Below are 17,800 nucleotides of genomic sequence, written 5' to 3'. Positions count from 1 at the left end.
CCACGCCACGTACGCCTTCCACCGACGGAGAGCCCACACCATGCCCCGAGTAGGACTCACCCCCGAGCAGGTCGTCGACCACGCCATCGCCCTCATCGACGAGCAGGGCGCCGACGCCCTCACCCTGGCCGCCGTCGCCGCCCGGGCCGGGGTCGCCACCCCGTCGCTGTACAAGCACGTCAGCGGCGGCCTCGCCGAACTGCGGCGGCTCATCGCCGTCCGGGTCACCGAGGAACTCGCCGACCGGCTCGCCGAGGCCGCCGTCGGCCGCAGCGGCGACGACGCCGTCGACACCGTCCTGCGCGCCTACCACGCGTACGCCACCGAGTACCCGCACCGCTACAACGCCCTCCCGCAAGCCCCGCAGCCGGACGACGACCTCACCCGCGCGGCCGGACGGCTCGTCGGGGTGATCATCGCCGTCCTGCGGGAGTACGGCCTCGACGGCGCGGAGGCGATCCACGCCGCCCGCACCGTCCGCTCCGTCGCCCACGGCTTCGCCTCCCTCTCCATCGGCGGCGGCTTCCAGCTCGCCGAAGACCTGGCCACCACCCAGAGCCGCCTCATCACCCTCCTCACCACCGGGCTCCGCACCTGGCCCACCCCCTGAGACGCCGGCCACCGCACCGGCCGCGGCACGACCCACCCGGTCTCCCACGACGACGGAACGGCCGGCGCACCGGGTGAGGCGTGCGCGAGAAGTCGGACCCGCCGACTTCCCGTGCGGCGGGCAGGCAGCGGGCCTGGGGGTCGTGGGGGCGGACGGGTTAGTGTGGCCGGGCTGACTGGTGGTCATGACAGGGGACCGCCGACCCCTTGGCGGAGGTCCACGTGCCCGCACCGATAGCGAGGGCGCGGCGGTGGTACCTGCGGCTGCTGGACGGGAACGCCCGGGCCGCGCGGTACGCGCTGGGGGTGCTGCTCGGGGTGACCGCGGTGCTGAGCGTGCTGCCGATCGTGCTGCCGTACAGCTGGCCGCCGTCGGCGCTGGTGCTGCCGCTGGTGGTCGGCGGGCTGCTGTTGCGACGCGGGCAGCTGCTGGTGCTGGTGTGCGCGGCGCTGGCCGGCGGGGTGCTGGGGGCGGTGGTGCGGGATCCGCTCGGGGTGCGGATCGGGGTGACGCTGGTACTGGCCGCGACCGCGGTGACGGTGCTGGCCGCGAACCGGTTCCGGCACCGGCTGGGTCTGCGCGGGACCCAGGGCGATTCGATGCTGCTGGAGCTGGCCGAGCACACCCGGACGCTGGCCCGGCTTCCGGAGCGGCTGCTCGACTGGCACTTCGACAGTGCGCTGGCGCCGGCCGGCGACACCTCGTTCTCGGGTGACTTCCTGCTGTGCGCGCACCGCCCCGAGGAGGATCTGCTGGAGCTGCTGCTGGTGGACGTGTCGGGCAAGGGCAGCCGGGCGGCGGCCCGCTCGACGCACCTGTCGGGCGCGTTCGCGATGCTGCTGGGGCGGGTGCCGCCGAAGGCGTTCCTGCCGGCGGCCAACGACCACCTGGTGCGGATGGGCTGGGAGGACGACTTCGCGACGGCGGTGCACCTCGCGCTGCGCCCGGCGACGGGCGACTACCTGCTGTTCAACGCAGGCCATCCGGCGCCCGCGCAGTTCCGCCGGGCGGACGGCGGCGGCTGGGCGCGGTCGGGGCACGGCGGCCCGGCGCTGGGGCTGGTGTCGGGCGCGCTGTATCCGGCGGTGTCGGGGCGGCTGCGGCGGGGCGATTCGCTGCTGCTGTTCAGTGACGGCCTGGTGGAGGTGCCGGGTCGGGATCTGGACGAGGGGGTGGGTCGGCTGCTGGCGGCGGCCGAGCCCGTGGTGCGGCCGTGGCGGACGCAGCAGCAGCTCACCCGGGGTGCGGCGGAGCGGCTGGTCCGGACGGTGGCGCGGGACGCGGCGGACGACCGGACGCTGGTGCTGGTGCGCCGTCTGGGTCACCATTCACCCGCTTCAGCACCCGCTTGAGAAATAAGGTATTAAGAATTAAGTGCCCGTTCGGGCACCCAGAGGGCACCCACCCCCCGAGAGCGGAAAGGCCGGGTATCCGATGGACCTGAGCTCTCCGTGGGTTCCCCCCTCCGAGGACGAGAGCCGGACGCCGCGCAGCAGTCCCACCGCCCGCAGCCCCATGCGCTGCGTGCGCTTATTGCTCGGCTGCACCAGCGCCGCCGAACTGCTCGGCACCGTCCTCGCCGAGGGGCCGGGGTGGATCACCGGCGAGGGTTCCGCGCTCTACCTGCTGGATTCCGCCGGGATGCTCCGACTGACCGCCTCGCACGGGCTGCCGGACTGGGCCCACGAGCGCTACAGCACCGTCGATCCGGCCAGTGACCTCCCCGCCGCGATGGCCCTGCGGTTACGCCGCCCCTACCTGCTCAGTCCCGAGCACACCAGCGTCGACTACCCGAACAAGAACGTCGGCATGGGCACCGGCATGGTCGCCGTGATCGCCCTGCCGATGGTCGTCGACGAGCGGCCGGTCGGCGTCCTCGCCCTCGCGCTGGCCCACCGGGGCACCGTCCCCCGCCGCGACCTGGACGTCCTGGAGACCATCGGCGAGGCCTGCGCCCACCGGCTGTCCCACCTGCTCGACCACGCGGACGCCCGGATACCCCAGGATCCGGCCGGGGCACCGCCGGACGGGGCCGGGAGCCTCCCCGCCGGGCTGGCCCACCCGATGCTGTCGCTCGCCGTCCGGGCGGCCGGGCACGGTGCCTTCGAGCGCGATCTGGTCACCGGCGAGAGCTACTGGGACGCCGCGGCGTTCCGGGTCACCGGCCAGCCCGCCACCGCCGACGGCTCCGCTCCGGAGCTGGACCGGATCGTCCACCCGGAGGACCTGCCGGACGTGCAGGCCGCGCTCGCCGAGTCGCTGACCACCGGCGGGTGGTACCGGATCGGGTACCGGGTGCTGCGCGGGGGCGGCAAGGTGGCGCGGATCGAGGAGACCGGCGAGGTGATGCTGGACGTCCACGGCCGGCCGGTCCGGGTCGCCGGGCTGCTCTCCGACCGGGACCAGGGCCGGGCCCAGGGCCAGGATCGGGACCAGCGCCGGGAACACCCCCGGGAGCAGGCCGAGGAGCAGGCCACCCCAGGCGGGGCCCGGACGGCACTGCTGCTCGCGCTCACCCGGTCGCTGTCGCGGGCGGTGACCGTCCGGGACGTCACCACCGCCGTCACCGACGTCGCCCGCCCGGCGTTCGGCGCCGCCAGCATCGTCCTGGACCTGGTGGACGAGGGCCGGCTGCTGCCCGTCTCGCACACCGTGTACGGCGGGCCGAGGCGCACCGAGCTGACCCGGCTGGCGGACCTCTCCGAGAACGTGATGCAGCACGCGCTGACCCGCTCGGCCCCGCTGTTCAGCGAGCCCGACGCGGGCCGGGGCCGGCACGGCCCGCTCACCCCGGCCTCCTGGGCGGTACTGCCGCTGGTCGCCTCCGGGCGGCAGGTGGGCTCCTGCCTGATCACCTTCTCCGCCGAGCGGGCGTTCGGCCGGGAGGACCGCACCCTGTACTCGGCCTTCGCCGGGATCCTGGCGCAGTCCCTGGAGCGGGCCCGGCTGTACGACACCCACCACCACCGCGCCACCGAGCTGCAGCGCGCGATGCTGCCGCGCACCCTGCCCCGGCTGCCCGGGATCGCCAGCGCCGCCCGCTACCTGCCGAGCACCGAGGGCATGCAGATCGGCGGCGACTGGTACGACCTGCTGAGGCTGCCGGACGGCCGGATCGGGCTGGTGATCGGCGACGTCCAGGGCCACAACGCGGAGGCGACGGCGGTGATGGGCCAGCTGCGCAGCGGCCTGCGGGCGTACGCGACGGACGGGCACGATCCGGCCGCCACGCTGGCCCGGACCAGCCGGCTGCTGACCGAGCTGGACACCGACCTGTTCGCGACCTGCCTCTTCCTGGCCCTGGACCCGGCCGACGGCGCGCTGACCGCGGCCCGGGCCGGGCATCCCGCGCCGGTGCGGATCGCGGACGCCGGGGCCGTCGAGCTCGATCTGCCGGGCGGGCCGCCGCTGGGCGTGGACCCGGGGCAGCCGTACCCGCTGACGGCCGGTCGGCTGGCGGTCGGCGAGACGCTGCTGGTGTACACCGACGGGCTGGTCGAGGACCGCGAGGAGGACTACGACGAGTCGGTGCAGCGGATGCTCGGCGGGCTGGAGCTGTGGGCCCGGCAGACCGGCCCGGCCCGGGCCGGCGCGGCGCCCGCGCTGGAGCGGCTGGCCGACCTGCTCACGCTGAACGTGACCGAGCGGCGGTCCCGGCCGGACGACGTGGCGCTGTTGCTCCTGCACCGGACGTCGCCCCTTCCGTAACACCGTGCACACGTTCCCCACACATCCCAGGACGTGACTCGGCCATCTCCCGCCCGGCCCGGCCGACGCGCCGCAGGCGCCCCACCGGGGACGAACGTCCTCGGGCCGCCCGGATCGCGGTCGAACGGCGCCGGTTTGACGCCGTATTGACTGGATATTGACGAGATCCGGTCACTTGGCGAGATCCGTTCACACCTTCGTAGGATCATCACCCTAGAATTCGCGGCGTGACGATGACTCAGTGGTGCGCAACGGCAACCGGCGTACTCGCCGCCCTCGCCCTCGTGGCCACCGCCCGGTACCGCGCCGTGTCCGTCACCCAGCGCCGCCGCGCCGACCGGCTGCGGCGCGACCTCGCCCGGCTCCAGGAGCAGCTCGGCGCCGAACTCTCCCGCCGCGGCGCCGACCTGGCCGCCGTCCAGCAGGAGCAGGAACTCACCGCCTCCACCCAGCGGGCCTTCCTCAGCGTCGCCCGCCGCATCCTCGTCATGGCCCACGACCAGCAGGCCCTGCTCGACGAGATGGAACGCACCCACGACGACCCGGCGCTGCTGGAGGGCCTGCTCAAGGCCGACCACGCCGCCGCCCAACAGGCCAGGCTGGCCCAGACCCTGGCCGTGCTGTGCGGCGCGCGGGCCGGCCGCCACTGGCCCGAGCCGGTCTCGCTGGAGGACGTCGTGCGCGGCGCCCAGTCCCGCATCCTGCCGTTCCAGCGGGTGGTGGTCCGCAGCCGGATCGAGACCGCGGTGGTCGGCGCCGCCGCCGAGGCGCTGATCCACGCCGTCGCCGAGCTGCTGGACAACGCCACCCGCTACTCCCCGCCCAGCACCCAGGTGTTCGTCACCCTGATGCCGGTGCACAACGGAGCCGTCATCGAGATCGACGACGGTGGCGTCGGCATGCCGGAACAGGCCGTCGCCAAGGCCGCCGCCGCCCTCGCCGGCGGCACCAGCCTGGAGGTCTCCCGGCTCGGCGAGGTGCCGCAACTGGGCCTCGCCGCGGTCGGCCGGCTGGCCGAGCAGTACGGCTTCCGGGTCACCCTCAGCTCAGCGCCCTCGCCGTACGGCGGCGTCCGCGTCGTCGTGATGCTGCCGAACGCCCTGCTCACCGAACCGCTGCCGCCCACCGTCCCCGGCCTCGGACCGGACGACCTGGCGTTCAGCACCGACCTCCGGCCGACCGGACACCCCGCCGGACACCCCCTGGTGGAGATCCCGCCGGCCGGCCGACCCCCCGCGGCCGCCGACACCCCGCCGCCGCTGCCCCGCCGGAGCCACCGACGCGACCGCGCCGCCCGCCCCGCCCAGCACGCCTCTCCCGCGCCGCCGCCCGCCCCGCCGTACCGCTCGGCCCGGGACGCGCAGGCGTTCATGGCGATGTTCCAGGCCGGCACCACCAGCGGCCGATCGGCCGCCCGGGCCCAGGCCCAGCCCGACCCTTCCCTGCCCGCTTCCCCCCGACTTCCCCAGCGCTCCGGAGAGTTCCATGACCACCACCCCTGATCTCGGCTGGATGCTCGCCGACATCGTCAACGTCCCGCAGGTCCAGCACGCCGTCGTCGTCTCCAACGACGGCCTGGAGATCGGCCGCAGCGCGAACATCGCGCGCGAGGACGCCGAACGGCTCGCCGCCGCCTGCTCCGGACTCCAGTCGCTGGCCCGCGGCGTCGCGACCGGGTTCGGCGGACCGGGCAGCGCCACCCGCCAGATCATCATCGAGTACGGCGGCGGCTACCTGTTCATCGTCGCCGCCGGGGCCGGCGCGCACCTGGCCGTGGTGACCAGCGACGCCGTGGACGCCGGCCTGGTCGCCTACCAGATGCAGGTCCTGGTCGAACGGATCGGCAGCCACCTCACCAGCCCGCCGCGGGTCGACCACGCGGCGGGGGGACACCGGTGAGCGGGCCGGTCCGGCCCTACGTCATCACCGGTGGCCGCAGCCGGTCCACCCGGGCCGAGCTGGCCATCGAGAGCCTGGTCAGCGCGTTACCCGAGCCGCCGGAGCTCCCCGACCACGCCCTGCTCAACCGCGAGCACCGGCGCATCCTCGCGCTCTGCCACAGCCTGCTGTCGATCGCCGAGGTGGCGGCCCACCTGGGGCTGCCGCTCGGCGTCGTCAAGGTGCTGGTCGGCGACCTCTGGGACCTCGGCGCCGTCCAGGTCCTCCCGCCCGTCCCGCAGGCCGAACGCCTGCCCGCAACCCTTCTGGAAGAGGTGCTCGTTGGCCTCCGCCAACTCCGCTGAAGCCCCCGGGGCCACCGCCGACCTGCCCGCCGAGCCGCGGTACCTGCCGTCCTCGGTCCAGGGCGCGGTGAAGATCCTGGTCACCGGCCCGTTCGGGGTCGGCAAGACCACGCTGGTCGGCTCGCTCAGCGAGATCACTCCGCTGCGCACCGAGGAGACGATGACCGCCGCCAGCAGCGGTATCGACGACCTCACCGGGCGCGGCGACAAGACCACCACCACGGTCGCGCTCGACTTCGGCCGGATCACGCTCAACCCGCGGCTCGCGCTGTACCTGTTCGGCACGCCCGGGCAGCGGCGGTTCTGGCCGCTCTGGGACGACCTGTCGCGCGGCGCGCTCGGCGCCATCGCCATGGTCGACCTGCGCCGCCCGGACGAGAGCTTCGACGTGCTCGGCCGCCTGGAGGAGCAGCGCATCCCGTTCGCCGTGGCGGTCAACACCTTCTCGGACACGCCGAGTTACCCCGAGGAGGAGCTGCGCTCCGCCCTCGACCTGCTGCCGGAGGTACCGATCCTGCACTGCGACGCCCGCGACCGGCGGCAGTCCTACGACCTGCTGATCGACTTCGTCGACCACCTGCACCGCAGCTCGATCCTGGAGCTCCAGGGATGACCGCGCCCGAACCCGGCACCGCCTCCCCCGGCTGCCCGGTCCCGCACGGCGGCAGCCTGCCCACCGGCATCCCGCTGACCCCGCTGTACGGCCACGCCGTCGCCGAGGACCCGCACGGCCTGTACGCCCGGCTGCGCCAGCGCTACGGCCCGGTCGCGCCGATCGAGCTGGAGCCCGGGGTCGAGGCCTGGCTCGTCCTCGGCTACGCCGAACTGCTCGAACTCACCCGCAACGAGGCGCTGTTCTCCAAGGACTCGCGCCGCTGGCGGGTGCCCGCCGAGGGCCGGCTGTCCCCCGACTCCCGGCTGCTGCCGATGACCTCCTGGCGGCCCACCCTGCTCAACCTGGACGGCGCCGAGCACCAGCGGCTGCGCTCCGCCGTCTCGGACACCCTCTCCCAGATCGACCACCGCCAGCTGCGCGAGACCACCGAGGCCTGCGCCAACGACCTCATCGACAGCTGGGGCCCGGACGGCACCGCCGACCTGATCGCCCAGTACGCCCGCCCGCTGCCGCTGCTGGTCTTCACCCAGCTGGTCGGCCTGCCCCGCGAGGCCGGGCCCCACCTGGTCGAGCTGATCAGCCACTTCGTGGACAGCGGCCCCAAGTCGGTGCGCGCCAACGCCGAGTTCCAGGCGATCCTGGTCGACCTGGTCCGGCGGCGCCGCACCGCCCCCAGCGCCGACCTCACCTCCTGGCTGCTCGCCCACCCGGCCGCGCTCACCGACGAGGAGGCCGTGCACCACCTGGTGGTGATGCTGGTCGCGGGCAACGAGACCAGCATCAACTGGACCGGCAACACGCTGCGGCTGCTGCTCACCGACCGCCGGTTCCGGGCCACCCTCACCGGCGGGCGGCTCACCGTCTCCGACGCGCTGGAGGAGGTGCTCTGGCGCGACCCGCCGACGCAGAACTTCCCCGGCCGCTGGGCCACCGGCGACACCGTCCTCGGCGGCCAGTACATCAGCGCCGGCGACATGCTCGTCCTCGGCCTGGCCGCGGCCAACGCCGACCCGGCCGCCCAGGGCGTCGCCTCCGCCGCCCAGGGCTCGCTCGGCGGCAACCGGGCCCACCTCGCCTGGGGCGCCGGACGGCACGTCTGCCCGGCCCAGCACCCGGCCCGGATCATCGTCGAGACCGCCGTCGAGACCCTGCTGCACCGCCTGCCCGATCTCCAACTCGCCGTGCCGTCCGGCGACCTGGGATGGCGCCCGTCCCCGTGGTCACGGGCCCTGCTCGGCCTGCCGGTGCTGTACAGCGCCTTCACCCCGCCCCGCCCGCCAGCCCCCGAGAGGCCCGCATGGACACCGCCGTCGACCCCCGACCCGAGCCCGTCAGACTCGACCCCTTCGGACGCGACCAGCACCAGGAGAACGCCCGCCTCCGGGCGGCCGGCCCCGCGGTCCTGGTGGAGCTCCCTGGCGGGGTGGTGGTCTGGGCGATAACCCACCACGACACCCTCCAGGCGCTGCTCGCCGACCACCGGGTGGGCAAGAACGCCCAGCTGTGGACGACCTTCCGGGAGGGCCGGCTGCCCCAGGGCTGGCCGCTGCTCAACTTCGTCACCGTGCCCGGCATGGTCACCGCCGACGGCGACGACCACCGACGGCTGCGCGGCCTGGTCAGCCAGGCCTTCACCCCGCGCCGAATAGCCGACCTGGCGCCCGCGATCGAGGCCCGCACCGTCTCGCTGCTCGACCGGGTCGCCGAGCTGGACGGCGCGTTCGACCTGCGCGAGCACTTCGCCTACCCGCTGCCGATGCAGGTGATCGGCGAACTGCTCGGACTGGCGCTGGACGAGCAGGACAGGCTGCACGAGCTCTCCGACACCCTGGTCTCCAGCTCGGCCACCCCGGCGGCGGCCGCCGCCGCGCAGCAGGCCCTGTACGCGCTGCTGGGCTCCGTGGTGGCGGCCAAGCGGGCCGCGCCCGGCGACGACCTCACCACCGACCTGATCGCCGCCCGCGAGGCCGGGGACCGGCTCAGCGAGGCCGAGCTGGTCGGCACCCTGCTGCTGATGCTGGTCGCCGGGCACGAGACCACGCTCAACCTGATCACCAACGCCGTCCGGGCCCTGCTCGCCCACCCCGACCAGCTGCGGCTGGTGCTCTCCGGCGAGCAGCCGTGGTCGGCGGTCATCGAGGAGACGCTGCGCTACGACTCGCCGGTCGGCCAGTTCCCGCTGCGCTACGCGACCGAGGACATCGAGGTCGGTGACGTGGTGATCCGGCGCGGCGAGGCGCTGCTCGCCTCCTACGCGGCGGCCGGCCGCGACGCCGGGCACCACCCGGACGCCGACCGCTTCGACGTCACCCGCCGGCCCAACCGGCACCTGTCGCTCGGTCACGGCCCGCACTTCTGCCTCGGTTCCGGGCTGGCCCGGCTGGAGGCCGAGACCGCGCTGCGGCACCTGTTCGAGCGGTTCCCCGGGCTGGCCCTCGCCGAGGGCGACGCGCCGGAGCCGATCGGCTCCTTCATCAGCAACAGCGTGCGAACCCTGCGGGTGACGGTCTGAGCCGTCCGGTTACCTGAAGGCGGCCCGGGTCGTTCGGCAGTGCATGAAGAAACTCGCCACCCTGGCCGCCCTCACCATGGCGGGCCTCGCGCTCGCCGCCCCGGCGGCGTCCGCCACCACCCAGACCGCGAGCTCCCCGGACGCCACCGGGGGCCTCACCGACGGTCTCAACCTCTCCCCGGCCGACCTCGCCATCCACGCCGCCGGCAAGCTGCCGGTGGTCGGCCACGCCGCCCAGGAGGTGGAGGCCGTCGGCACCAACCAGATGACCCACCCGGGGCTCAGCGGTCAGATCGGCTGACCCGGATCGGCCGACCACGCCCACCGGGCACCGCCCCGGTTGCCGCCGCCCCCCGTCGGCGGCAGCCGGGGCTTCGCCGTACCCGGGCCCGCCCGGCGCCGTCCAGCCCGCGCCGCCGGGCCCGCTCAGCGCTGGACGGACCGCGAGAAGCCCGCTCAGAAGAGGCCGTTCAGCTCCTGGTAGGTCAGTCCGCCCTCCAGCGCGGTGTAGGTGCCGCTCGCGTACACCTCCGCGGCGGCCCGGCGCACCGCCGCGTACGCCACCTCGGCCAGCCCGGGGCCGAGGCTGACCCGGGCCACGCCCAGCTTCGCCAGCTCCGGGACGGACGGCGCGCCCGGCCCCGCCAGCACGTTCAGCGGCACCGGGACGGCCGCGGCCAGCGCGGCGATCGTCTCCCGGTCCGCGACACCGGGCACGAACACGCCGTCCGCGCCCGCCTCGACGTAGGCCCGCAGCCGGCGCACCGCGTCGTCCAGCCGGCCCTCCGGCGCGCCGATCCCGTGCAGGAACACGTCGGTGCGCGCGTTGACGAAGGCGGGCACGCCCGCCGCGTCCGCCGCCGCCCGGGCCGCCGCGATCCGCTCGGCGGCCTCGGCCGCCGGCCGGCCCTCGTCCTCCAGGTTGACGCCGACCGCGCCGGTGGCCAGCAGCGCGGCGACGGACTCGCCGACGCCGGCGGCGGTCCGCGCGAAGCCGCTCTCCAGGTCGGCGGTGACCGGCAGGTCCACCGCGCGGACCACCTGCGCCGTCCGTACGAGGACCTGTTCGAGGTCGGCGCCGCCGCCGTCCCGGCTGCCGAGCGACCAGGAGACGCTCGCACTGGCCGTCGCCACCGCCCGCGCTCCGGCGGCGGCGACCAGACGGGCGCTCGCCGCGTCCCACACGTTGGCGAGCACCAGCGGCTCGCCCGGCCGGTGCAGCTCCCGGAGCAGCCGGGCCTTCTCCTGCTGGACGTCCACCATGTCCGCCATATCCGTCATGTCCGCCATGTTCCCGGGCCTCACTTGGCGGCCGGGCTGAGCCGGGAGGCCACCCCGATCCGGTTCCAGGCGTTGATGGTGACGATCAGCGCGATCAGCTGGGCCAGCTCGGTCTCGTCGAACCGGGCGGCGGCCTCGGCGTAGACCGCGTCCGGGACGTGTCCCTGGGTCAGCAGGGTGACCGACTCGGTGAGGGCCAGCGCGGCCCGCTCCCGGGCGGTGAACCAGGGGGTCTCGCGCCAGGCCGGGAGGGAGAGCAGCCGGTGGTCCTGCTCGCCGCCCTTCAGGGCGTCGGTGCTGTGCATGTCGATGCAGAAGGCGCAGCCGTTGATCATCGAGGCGTGCACCTTGACCAGCTCGGCGAGCGTGTGGTCGATGCCCTTCCGGGCAGCGCGGTCCACCGCGATCATGGCCTGGTAGAAGTCGGGGGCCAGGCTGTGCAGCGCGAGGCGCTGGGCGGGGGCCGGGACGGGCGCTTCGGTCGGCTGGTGCTCGTTCGTCGTCATGACCGCCAGCCTAGGGACCTGGTGGACCCGTTTCCTGGTGCATTCGAACCACAGAATCCTGGGCCACTTCGCGTGCGCCCGGCCGTGGGGCGAGTGTGGCACGGCGGCGGCCGAAAAGGGAGGGCCCGGGGGAACCTCCGGGCGCGGACGCGCACTCCCGGCGCGCGAACGGGAGTGCGAGGATCGACCGCGGGGGCGCCACCACGCGTGCCCCCGCCGGGCGAGGTCAGGGGGCCGCGATCGTGTGTACGGCGTTCGTCAGCATCGAACCGGGGGCGGCTGTGCCGGTGCTGCTCCTCTCCGTCCGGGACGAGTACCTCGGGCGCGACTGGCTGCCGCCGGACCACCACTGGCCGGACCGGCCGGCCCTGGTCGGCGGACTCGACCTCGCCGCCGGCGGCACCTGGCTGGCCGTCGACCCCGGGCGGCGGACCGCCGCCTGCCTACTGAACGGCTTCGGGCCGCTCGCCCCCGCCGACACCCGGCTCTCCCGTGGCGAACTGCCGCTCACCGCCGTCCGGGACGGCGGGATCGGCCACCTCGACCTCACCCCGTACGACCCGTTCCACCTCGTCCTGGTCCGGCCCGACGGCGCCCGGGTCGCCAGCTGGGGCGGCGGCCGGCTGGAGGAGCGCGAACTGCCGGTCGGCCTCAGCGTGGTGCTCAACGACGGGCTGGAGGGCGCGGCCGCCAACCGGACCGCCTCCGAGCGGATCCGCACGCTGATGGCCGCCCGCGCCGACCGCTTCCGGGCCCGCCTCGCCGCCGCGCCCCGGCCGGAGCCGACCGGCGACGGGTCCGCCGAACGGGCCTGGGGCGACTGGCTGCCGATCGTCGCGGGCGACGGCCTGCCGCTGGACGACGACGCGGCGCTGATCCAGCGGCGGGACTTCGGCGACGGGCGGATCTGGGGGTCCTCCTCGATCTCGCTGCTCGCGCTCGGGCCGGACGGGCCGCGCTACGACTTCGCCCCCGCGCCGGTGCCCGCCGGCGGCGGGGCGTGGCGGCGGGTGCCGCTCGGCGGAGGCGGGTCGGCGGCGCGGTCCGGCGACTGACCGGCGGCTGACCGGCGGCGGTGGCGCCCAGACGTCCGCTCGATGAACTTCTGGCGGCGGGGCTGCCGGGCGTCTACATGCCCGTAGTAGCTTCGCGGGGCTCCCCCGGATCCAGACCCCCGAGCGAAGGTGCGCGATGTCCACCCTGACCTACCCGGAAGCGATAGGCGTCGGCCTGCTGCAGGGTGTGACGGAACTCTTCCCGGTCTCCAGCCTGGGCCACAGCATCCTGCTCCCCGCCCTGATCGGCGGGAAGATCCAGCGGGACCTCGACATGACCGCCGAGGGCTCCTCCTACCTCGCCGTCCTGGTCGGCCTGCACCTGGCCACCGCGTTCGCGCTGGTGGTGTTCTTCCGCAAGGACTGGGTCCGGGTGATCGGCGGCTTCTTCAGCTCGATCCGCCGCCGCCGGGTCGAGAGCCGGGACGAGAAGCTCGCCTGGCTGCTGATCATCTCCACCATCCCGGTCGGGGTGGCGGGCCTCGCCCTGGAGAAGGCGCTGCGCAACGCGCTCGGCAAGCCCGTCCCGGCCGCCGTCTTCCTGGCCCTCAACGGGCTGGTGCTGCTCGGTGCCGAACGGCTCAAGCGCGGCGGCACCGGCCGCCGGCGGGCCGGGCACGCCGCCCCGCCCACCGAGGAACCGGGCCTCGACCCGGCGATCGCCTCCGACCACCGCCTCGCCCGGCTCGGCTTCGTCCAGGGCGCCTGGATCGGCGCCGCCCAGATCCTCGCGCTCTTCCCCGGTATCAGCCGCTCCGGTGTCACCATGAGCGCCGGCATCCTGCGCGGCCTGCACCACGAGGACGCCGCCCGCTTCTCCTTCCTGCTCGCGACCCCGGTCATCCTGGCCGCCTCCGTGCTGAAGGTGCCGGAGCTGTTCAAGCCGGAGAACTCCGCCGTCCTCGGCCCGGTCGTCGCCGGCAGCATCGCCGCCTTCGTCGCCGGCTACGTCTCGGTGCGCTTCCTCACCAAGTACTTCGAGACCCGCAGCCTGACGCCGTTCGCGCTCTACTGCTTCCTCGCCGGCGTCGGCAGCGCGGTCTACCTGTCGGTCTGATCCGCCACCGACTCGCGGTCGAGGATGCCGGGCCGCGCGATAATCGGGCCCGTGAGCAGCTCCTGGACCTCCTTCGGCGGCGACTTGCACCTGGACCTCACCGAGCGGCGCGCCGCCGGGGCCGGGCTGCGGGCCGCTCTGGAGGACGCGCTGCGCGAGGCCGTCCAGGACGGGCGGCTCGTGCCCGGCACCCGGCTGCCGTCCTCGCGGGCCCTCGGCGAGGACCTCGGGATCGCCCGGAACACCGTGGTCGAGGCGTACGGGCAGCTCACCGCGGAGGGCTGGCTCACCTCCCGGCAGGGCTCCGGCACCACCGTCGCCCGGCGGGCCGCGCCCGGCCGGAGCCGGCGGGTGGCCCGGCCCGCGGCGGGGCGGCGGGCCGTCCGGCACGACCTGATGGCCGGGCGGCCCGACCTCTCGCTCTTCCCCCGCACCGCCTGGCTCGCCGCCGCCCGCCGGGCCCTCGCCACCGCGCCGCACGAGGCCTTCGGCTACGGCAGCCCGTTCGGCCGGATCGAGCTGCGACGGGCGCTCACCGACTACCTGGCGCGGGTCCGCGGCGTCCGCACCGACCCCGACCACCTGCTGATCTGCACCGGTGTCTCCCAGGGCCTGGGCCTGCTCTGCGCCGCCCTGCGGGAGCGCGGGGACCGCGCCCTCGCGGTCGAGGAGTACGGGCTGCCGCCGCAGCACGCCGTCGCCCGGGCGGCGGGGCTGGCCACCGTCCCGGTGCCGCTGGACGGGGCGGGCGCCCGGGTCGAGCGGCTGGACGGCCGGTGCGGGGCCGTCCTGCTCACCCCCGCGCACCAGTTCCCCACCGGTGCGCCGCTGGCCGCCGACCGGCGGGCCGCCGCGGTGCGCTGGGCGCGCGAGCGGGACGGGTACGTCGTCGAGGACGACTACGACGGCGAGTTCCGCTACGACCGGCAGCCGGTCGGCGCGATGCAGGCGCTCGACCCGGAGCGGGTGGTGTACGCCGGGACGGCCGCCAAGAGCCTCGCGCCGGGCCTGCGGCTGGCCTGGCTGGCCCTGCCCGACGCGCTGGTCGAGCCGGTGGCCCGGTTGAAGACGCTGGCCGACACGATGTCCCCGGTGCTCGACCAGCTGACCCTCGCCGAGCTGATCACCTCCGGGACGTACGACCGGCACGTCCGCCGCTGCCGGCTGCACTACCGGCGCCGGCGGGACCGGCTGGTCGCCGCGCTCGCCGAGCACGCCCCGCGCGTGCGGGTCACCGGGATCGCCGCCGGGCTGCACGCCGTTCTCCAACTGCCGCCCGGTTCCGCGTCCGAGGCTGAGCTGCTGGCCCGGGCCGAGGCCGCCGGCCTGGCCCTCGAAGGGCTGTCCTGGCACCTCGCCGACCGGTCGGCCGCCGCCCCGGACGCCGCTCCCGCTCTGGTGATCGGCTACGCGTCCCCGCCCGAGCACGCCTTCCCGGCCGCGCTGGACGCCCTCTGCGAACTGCTGCGCGAGCGGTGAGGGCCGCGACCACCCCGGTGAACTACTTGTTGCGGTTGCCCAGTTCGAACAGCAGCATGATGAAGCCGGCGAAGGCGTGGATGCCGGCGGTGTAGATCACCAGGCGGATCCCGACCCGGCGGTTGGCCGAGATGCCGGCGTCGACGGTCAGCGGGGCGGGGGTCGGAGCGGCCGGGGCGGTGGCCGCGGCGGCCTTCTCGGGGCTGGTGGGATCGGCCATGAGGGATCTCCTCCAAGGGTTCTGACGTTGGGTCAGTGGGTTGCCGCGGGGCCGCCGAGGCAGAGTTCGCCGCCGGGGCTCTGCAGCAGGGTGTGGACGAAGAGCAGTTCGACGCCGTCCGGTGCGTCGGCGGCGATGCAGTGCGGGGTGAGCGAGTCGAAGTGGGCGGAGTCGCCGACGTCGAGGCGGTGGACGCGGTCGCCGAGGGTCAGCTTGAGCCGGCCCTGCAGGACGTACAGCCACTCCTCGCCGGGGTGGACCCGGACCACCGTGTCCTGCACGCCCGGGGGCACGTGGACGCGCAGCGCCTGCATCGCCCGGCCGGGGGCGCCGGCCCGGCGGTAGCCCCAGCCCCCGGCGCGGCCGGGTTCGATGGCGCCGCCGCGCACGACCGGGTCGGGTTCGGCCATGGTCTCGCCGAGCAGGCCGGAGACGGAGGTGCCGTAGGCGCGGGCGAGGCCGAGCAGGACGGGGAGGGAGGGCTGGCGGCGGCCGGTCTCCAGCCGGGACAGATAGGCTGGGGAGAGCCCGACCCGGGCGGAGGCCACTTCGAGGGTCAGGCGGCTGCTGAGCCGGTGTTCCCGGAGGCGGGCGGCGAGGCCGGCCACTTCCTGGTCGTCGAGCCGGTCTCCCGGGGCGGCGTCCCCGGTCGGGCTGGTGGTCATGTGACCAGTGGACACCCGCCGTGCCGCTCGGGCAAGATTTTTGCCTCAGAGGCAAGAGGCCCGGATCGGATCCCCGTTCTCGGCTAGGGCCGCGGGATGTTGCGCAGGTTGCTGCGGGCCAGGTCGATCATGCGTCCGACCCCGCCGGAGAGCACCGTCCGCCCGGCCGCCAGCGCGAAGCCCTTCAGCTGGGCGGCCGTGATGTACGGCGGGATGGACAGCGCGTTGGGGTCGGTGACCACGTCCACCAGGGCGGGGCCGGGCCGTTCCAGCGCCTCCGCCAGCACCTCCCGGACCCTCGCCGGCTCGGTGACCCGCTTGGCCGGGATGCCCGTCGCCCGCGCGATCCCCGCGTAGTCGACGTCCCCGTTGTCGATCTCGTACTCCGGGTAGCCCGAGACCAGCATCTCCAGCTTGATCATGCCGAGCGCCCCGTTGTTGAAGACGACGGTCTTCACCGGCAGCCGGTGCTTGGCCACCGTCAGCAGTTCGCCGAGCAGCATGCCGATCCCGCCGTCGCCGGCCATCGCGATCACCTGGCGCCCGGGGCAGGCCAGTTGGGCGCCGATGGCGTGCGGCAGGGCGTTGGCCATCGAGCCGTGCAGGAAGGAGCCGATCACCCGGCGGCGGCCGTTCGGCTGGAGGTAGCGGGCGGCCCAGACGTTGTTCATGCCGGTGTCCACAGTGAACACCGCGTCGTCGGCGGCCACCTCGTCGAGCACCGAGGCGACGTACTCGGGGTGGATCGGCAGGTGCTTCTCGATGTCCCGGGTGTAGGCGCCGACCACGTCCTCCAGCGAGCGGCAGTGCTTGCGCAGCATCTCGTCGAGGAAGGCGCGGTCGCGCTTGGCGTCCAACAGCGGCAGGACGGCCCGCAGGGTGGCGGCGACATCGCCGTGGACGGCCAGTTCGAGCGCGGTGCGGCGGCCCAGCCGGGTGGCGTCGTGGTCGACCTGGACGGTGTGCGCCTGCGGCAGGAAGGAGTCGTACGGGAAGTCGGTGCCGAGCAGCAGCACCAGGTCGGCGGAGTGCAGCGCCTCGTGGCAGGCGCCGTAGCCGAGCAGGCCGCTCATGCCGACGTCGTACGGATTGTCGTACTGGATCCACTCCTTGCCGCGCAGGGAGTGCCCGACCGGCGCGTTCAGGGCCCGGGCCGCCTCCATCACCTCGCCGTGCGCCCCGCGCACCCCCGCGCCGCAGAACAGGGCGACCTTGCGGGCCGCGTTGAGCAGCCGGGCCAGCTCCTGCACCTGGGACCACGGCGGCGCGGCGACGGCCTGCTCGGTGAGGAAGTGGCTGGTCCCGGTGGGTCCGGCGGCGGGGAGCGCGGCGACGTCCCCGGGGAAGGCCAGCACCGAGACGCCGTGCGAGCCGAGCGCGTGCTGGATGGCGATCCGCATCAGCCGGGGCAGCTGCGCGGGGGTGGAGAGCATCTCGCACCAGGTGCTGCAGTCGGTGAACACCCGCTCGGGGTGGGTCTCCTGGAAGAAGCCGGTGCCGATCTGCCCGGACGGGATGTGCGAGGCGAGCGCCAGCACCGGCAGGCCGCTGCGCTGGGCGTCGTACAGGCCCTGGACGAGGTGGGTGTTGCCGGGCCCGCAGGAGCCTGCGCAGACCGCGAGCCGACCGCTGAGCTCGGCCTCGGCGGCCGCCGCGAAGGCGCCCGCCTCCTCGTTGCGCACGTGCACCCAGCTGATGCCGTCGGTCCGCCGGATCGCGTCCACGACCGGGTTGAGGCTGTCTCCGACCACGCCGTAGACCCGCTCGACCCCGGCCTGCCGGAGCACCTCCACCATCTGTTCGGCCACGCTCGCCACGGGTGCTCTCCAATCACCGGCCGCCGGCTGC

Annotated in this window: 18 protein-coding genes; 13 read left to right on the top strand and 5 right to left on the bottom strand. The window is 74.9% G+C overall.

Annotated features, from left to right (window positions below; translation table 11 throughout):
* Positions 1-40: 40 nt before the first annotated feature.
* The 10 genes from AB0P03_RS08065 (at position 41) to AB0P03_RS08020 (ending at position 9,990) form a co-directional block, all read left to right on the top strand.
* A complete protein-coding gene (locus AB0P03_RS08065) occupies positions 41-610 on the top strand; it encodes a TetR-like C-terminal domain-containing protein (RefSeq protein WP_363581345.1) in 570 nt (189 codons plus the stop codon).
* 221 nt (positions 611-831) lie between these two features.
* Positions 832-1,962, top strand: coding sequence for a PP2C family protein-serine/threonine phosphatase (locus tag AB0P03_RS08060; protein ID WP_363581347.1), 1,131 nt, complete (start codon positions 832-834; stop codon positions 1,960-1,962).
* A gap of 82 nt (positions 1,963-2,044) precedes the next feature.
* Entirely contained in the window at positions 2,045-4,318 is a 2,274-nt protein-coding gene (locus tag AB0P03_RS08055; protein ID WP_363628076.1) for a SpoIIE family protein phosphatase, read from the top strand.
* Between the two features lie 233 nt (positions 4,319-4,551).
* Positions 4,552-5,820 carry a sensor histidine kinase gene (locus tag AB0P03_RS08050; protein WP_363628088.1) on the top strand — a complete coding sequence of 423 codons (1,269 nt, stop codon included), beginning with the start codon at positions 4,552-4,554 and terminating at the stop codon, positions 5,818-5,820.
* On the top strand, positions 5,804-6,217 hold the full coding sequence (locus AB0P03_RS08045; RefSeq protein ID WP_063348307.1) for a roadblock/LC7 domain-containing protein: 414 nt from the start codon (positions 5,804-5,806) through the stop codon (positions 6,215-6,217). Before AB0P03_RS08050 ends, AB0P03_RS08045 begins: the two co-directional genes overlap by 17 nt.
* Complete coding sequence (locus tag AB0P03_RS08040) at positions 6,214-6,561, top strand: DUF742 domain-containing protein (protein WP_350880532.1); 348 nt, start codon at positions 6,214-6,216, stop codon at positions 6,559-6,561. The genes AB0P03_RS08045 and AB0P03_RS08040 overlap by 4 nt, the downstream gene beginning before the upstream one ends.
* 22 nt (positions 6,562-6,583) lie before the next feature.
* Positions 6,584-7,174 carry an ATP/GTP-binding protein gene (locus tag AB0P03_RS08035; protein WP_363581620.1) on the top strand — a complete coding sequence of 197 codons (591 nt, stop codon included), beginning with the start codon at positions 6,584-6,586 and terminating at the stop codon, positions 7,172-7,174.
* On the top strand, positions 7,171-8,619 hold the full coding sequence (locus tag AB0P03_RS08030; RefSeq protein ID WP_363581353.1) for a cytochrome P450: 1,449 nt from the start codon (positions 7,171-7,173) through the stop codon (positions 8,617-8,619). Before AB0P03_RS08035 ends, AB0P03_RS08030 begins: the two co-directional genes overlap by 4 nt.
* Positions 8,583-9,689: a cytochrome P450 gene (locus AB0P03_RS08025; protein ID WP_363581355.1), complete on the top strand. Its 1,107-nt coding sequence runs from the start codon at positions 8,583-8,585 to the stop codon at positions 9,687-9,689. The genes AB0P03_RS08030 and AB0P03_RS08025 overlap by 37 nt, the downstream gene beginning before the upstream one ends.
* A 43-nt stretch (positions 9,690-9,732) precedes the next feature.
* Complete coding sequence (locus AB0P03_RS08020; RefSeq protein WP_350880538.1) at positions 9,733-9,990, top strand: hypothetical protein; 258 nt, start codon at positions 9,733-9,735, stop codon at positions 9,988-9,990.
* Positions 9,991-10,145: 155 nt separating this feature from the next.
* Here the strand turns inward: AB0P03_RS08020 and AB0P03_RS08015 are convergent, their stop codons facing one another.
* Positions 10,146-10,961: an isocitrate lyase/phosphoenolpyruvate mutase family protein gene (locus AB0P03_RS08015; RefSeq protein ID WP_363628087.1), complete on the bottom strand. Its 816-nt coding sequence runs from the start codon at positions 10,959-10,961 to the stop codon at positions 10,146-10,148.
* A 29-nt stretch (positions 10,962-10,990) separates the two neighbouring features.
* Positions 10,991-11,476, bottom strand: coding sequence for a carboxymuconolactone decarboxylase family protein (locus AB0P03_RS08010; RefSeq protein ID WP_363581359.1), 486 nt, complete (start codon positions 11,474-11,476; stop codon positions 10,991-10,993).
* A 242-nt stretch (positions 11,477-11,718) separates the two neighbouring features.
* Between AB0P03_RS08010 and AB0P03_RS08005 the strand changes: the two genes are divergently transcribed.
* From AB0P03_RS08005 to AB0P03_RS07995, 3 genes are all read left to right on the top strand, one after another.
* The gene (locus AB0P03_RS08005; protein ID WP_363628075.1) at positions 11,719-12,531 is read left to right on the top strand and encodes an NRDE family protein; all 813 of its coding nucleotides are present in this window, start codon (positions 11,719-11,721) and stop codon (positions 12,529-12,531) included.
* 136 nt (positions 12,532-12,667) lie between these two features.
* Positions 12,668-13,588 (top strand): undecaprenyl-diphosphate phosphatase, encoded by a 921-nt coding sequence (locus AB0P03_RS08000; RefSeq protein ID WP_363581363.1) that lies wholly within the window; start codon positions 12,668-12,670, stop codon positions 13,586-13,588.
* Between the two features lie 51 nt (positions 13,589-13,639).
* Entirely contained in the window at positions 13,640-15,067 is a 1,428-nt protein-coding gene (locus AB0P03_RS07995) for a PLP-dependent aminotransferase family protein (protein WP_363581365.1), read from the top strand.
* Positions 15,068-15,089: 22 nt separating this feature from the next.
* On the opposite strand, the gene AB0P03_RS07990 is transcribed toward AB0P03_RS07995, so the two are convergent.
* From AB0P03_RS07990 to AB0P03_RS07980, 3 genes are all read right to left on the bottom strand, one after another.
* Entirely contained in the window at positions 15,090-15,287 is a 198-nt protein-coding gene (locus tag AB0P03_RS07990) for a DUF6126 family protein (protein WP_363581367.1), read from the bottom strand.
* A gap of 32 nt (positions 15,288-15,319) precedes the next feature.
* Positions 15,320-15,952, bottom strand: a complete 633-nt coding sequence (locus tag AB0P03_RS07985; protein WP_363581369.1) for an XRE family transcriptional regulator — start codon at positions 15,950-15,952, stop codon at positions 15,320-15,322.
* 83 nt (positions 15,953-16,035) lie between these two features.
* Complete coding sequence (locus AB0P03_RS07980; RefSeq protein WP_363581371.1) at positions 16,036-17,769, bottom strand: pyruvate dehydrogenase; 1,734 nt, start codon at positions 17,767-17,769, stop codon at positions 16,036-16,038.
* Positions 17,770-17,800 lie beyond the last annotated feature (31 nt).

Origin of the sequence: Kitasatospora sp. NPDC088779, assembly GCF_040685395.1 — a bacterium.
Lineage (GTDB): Bacteria > Actinomycetota > Actinomycetes > Streptomycetales > Streptomycetaceae > Kitasatospora.
This window is presented reverse-complemented; position numbering and strand designations above follow the sequence as displayed.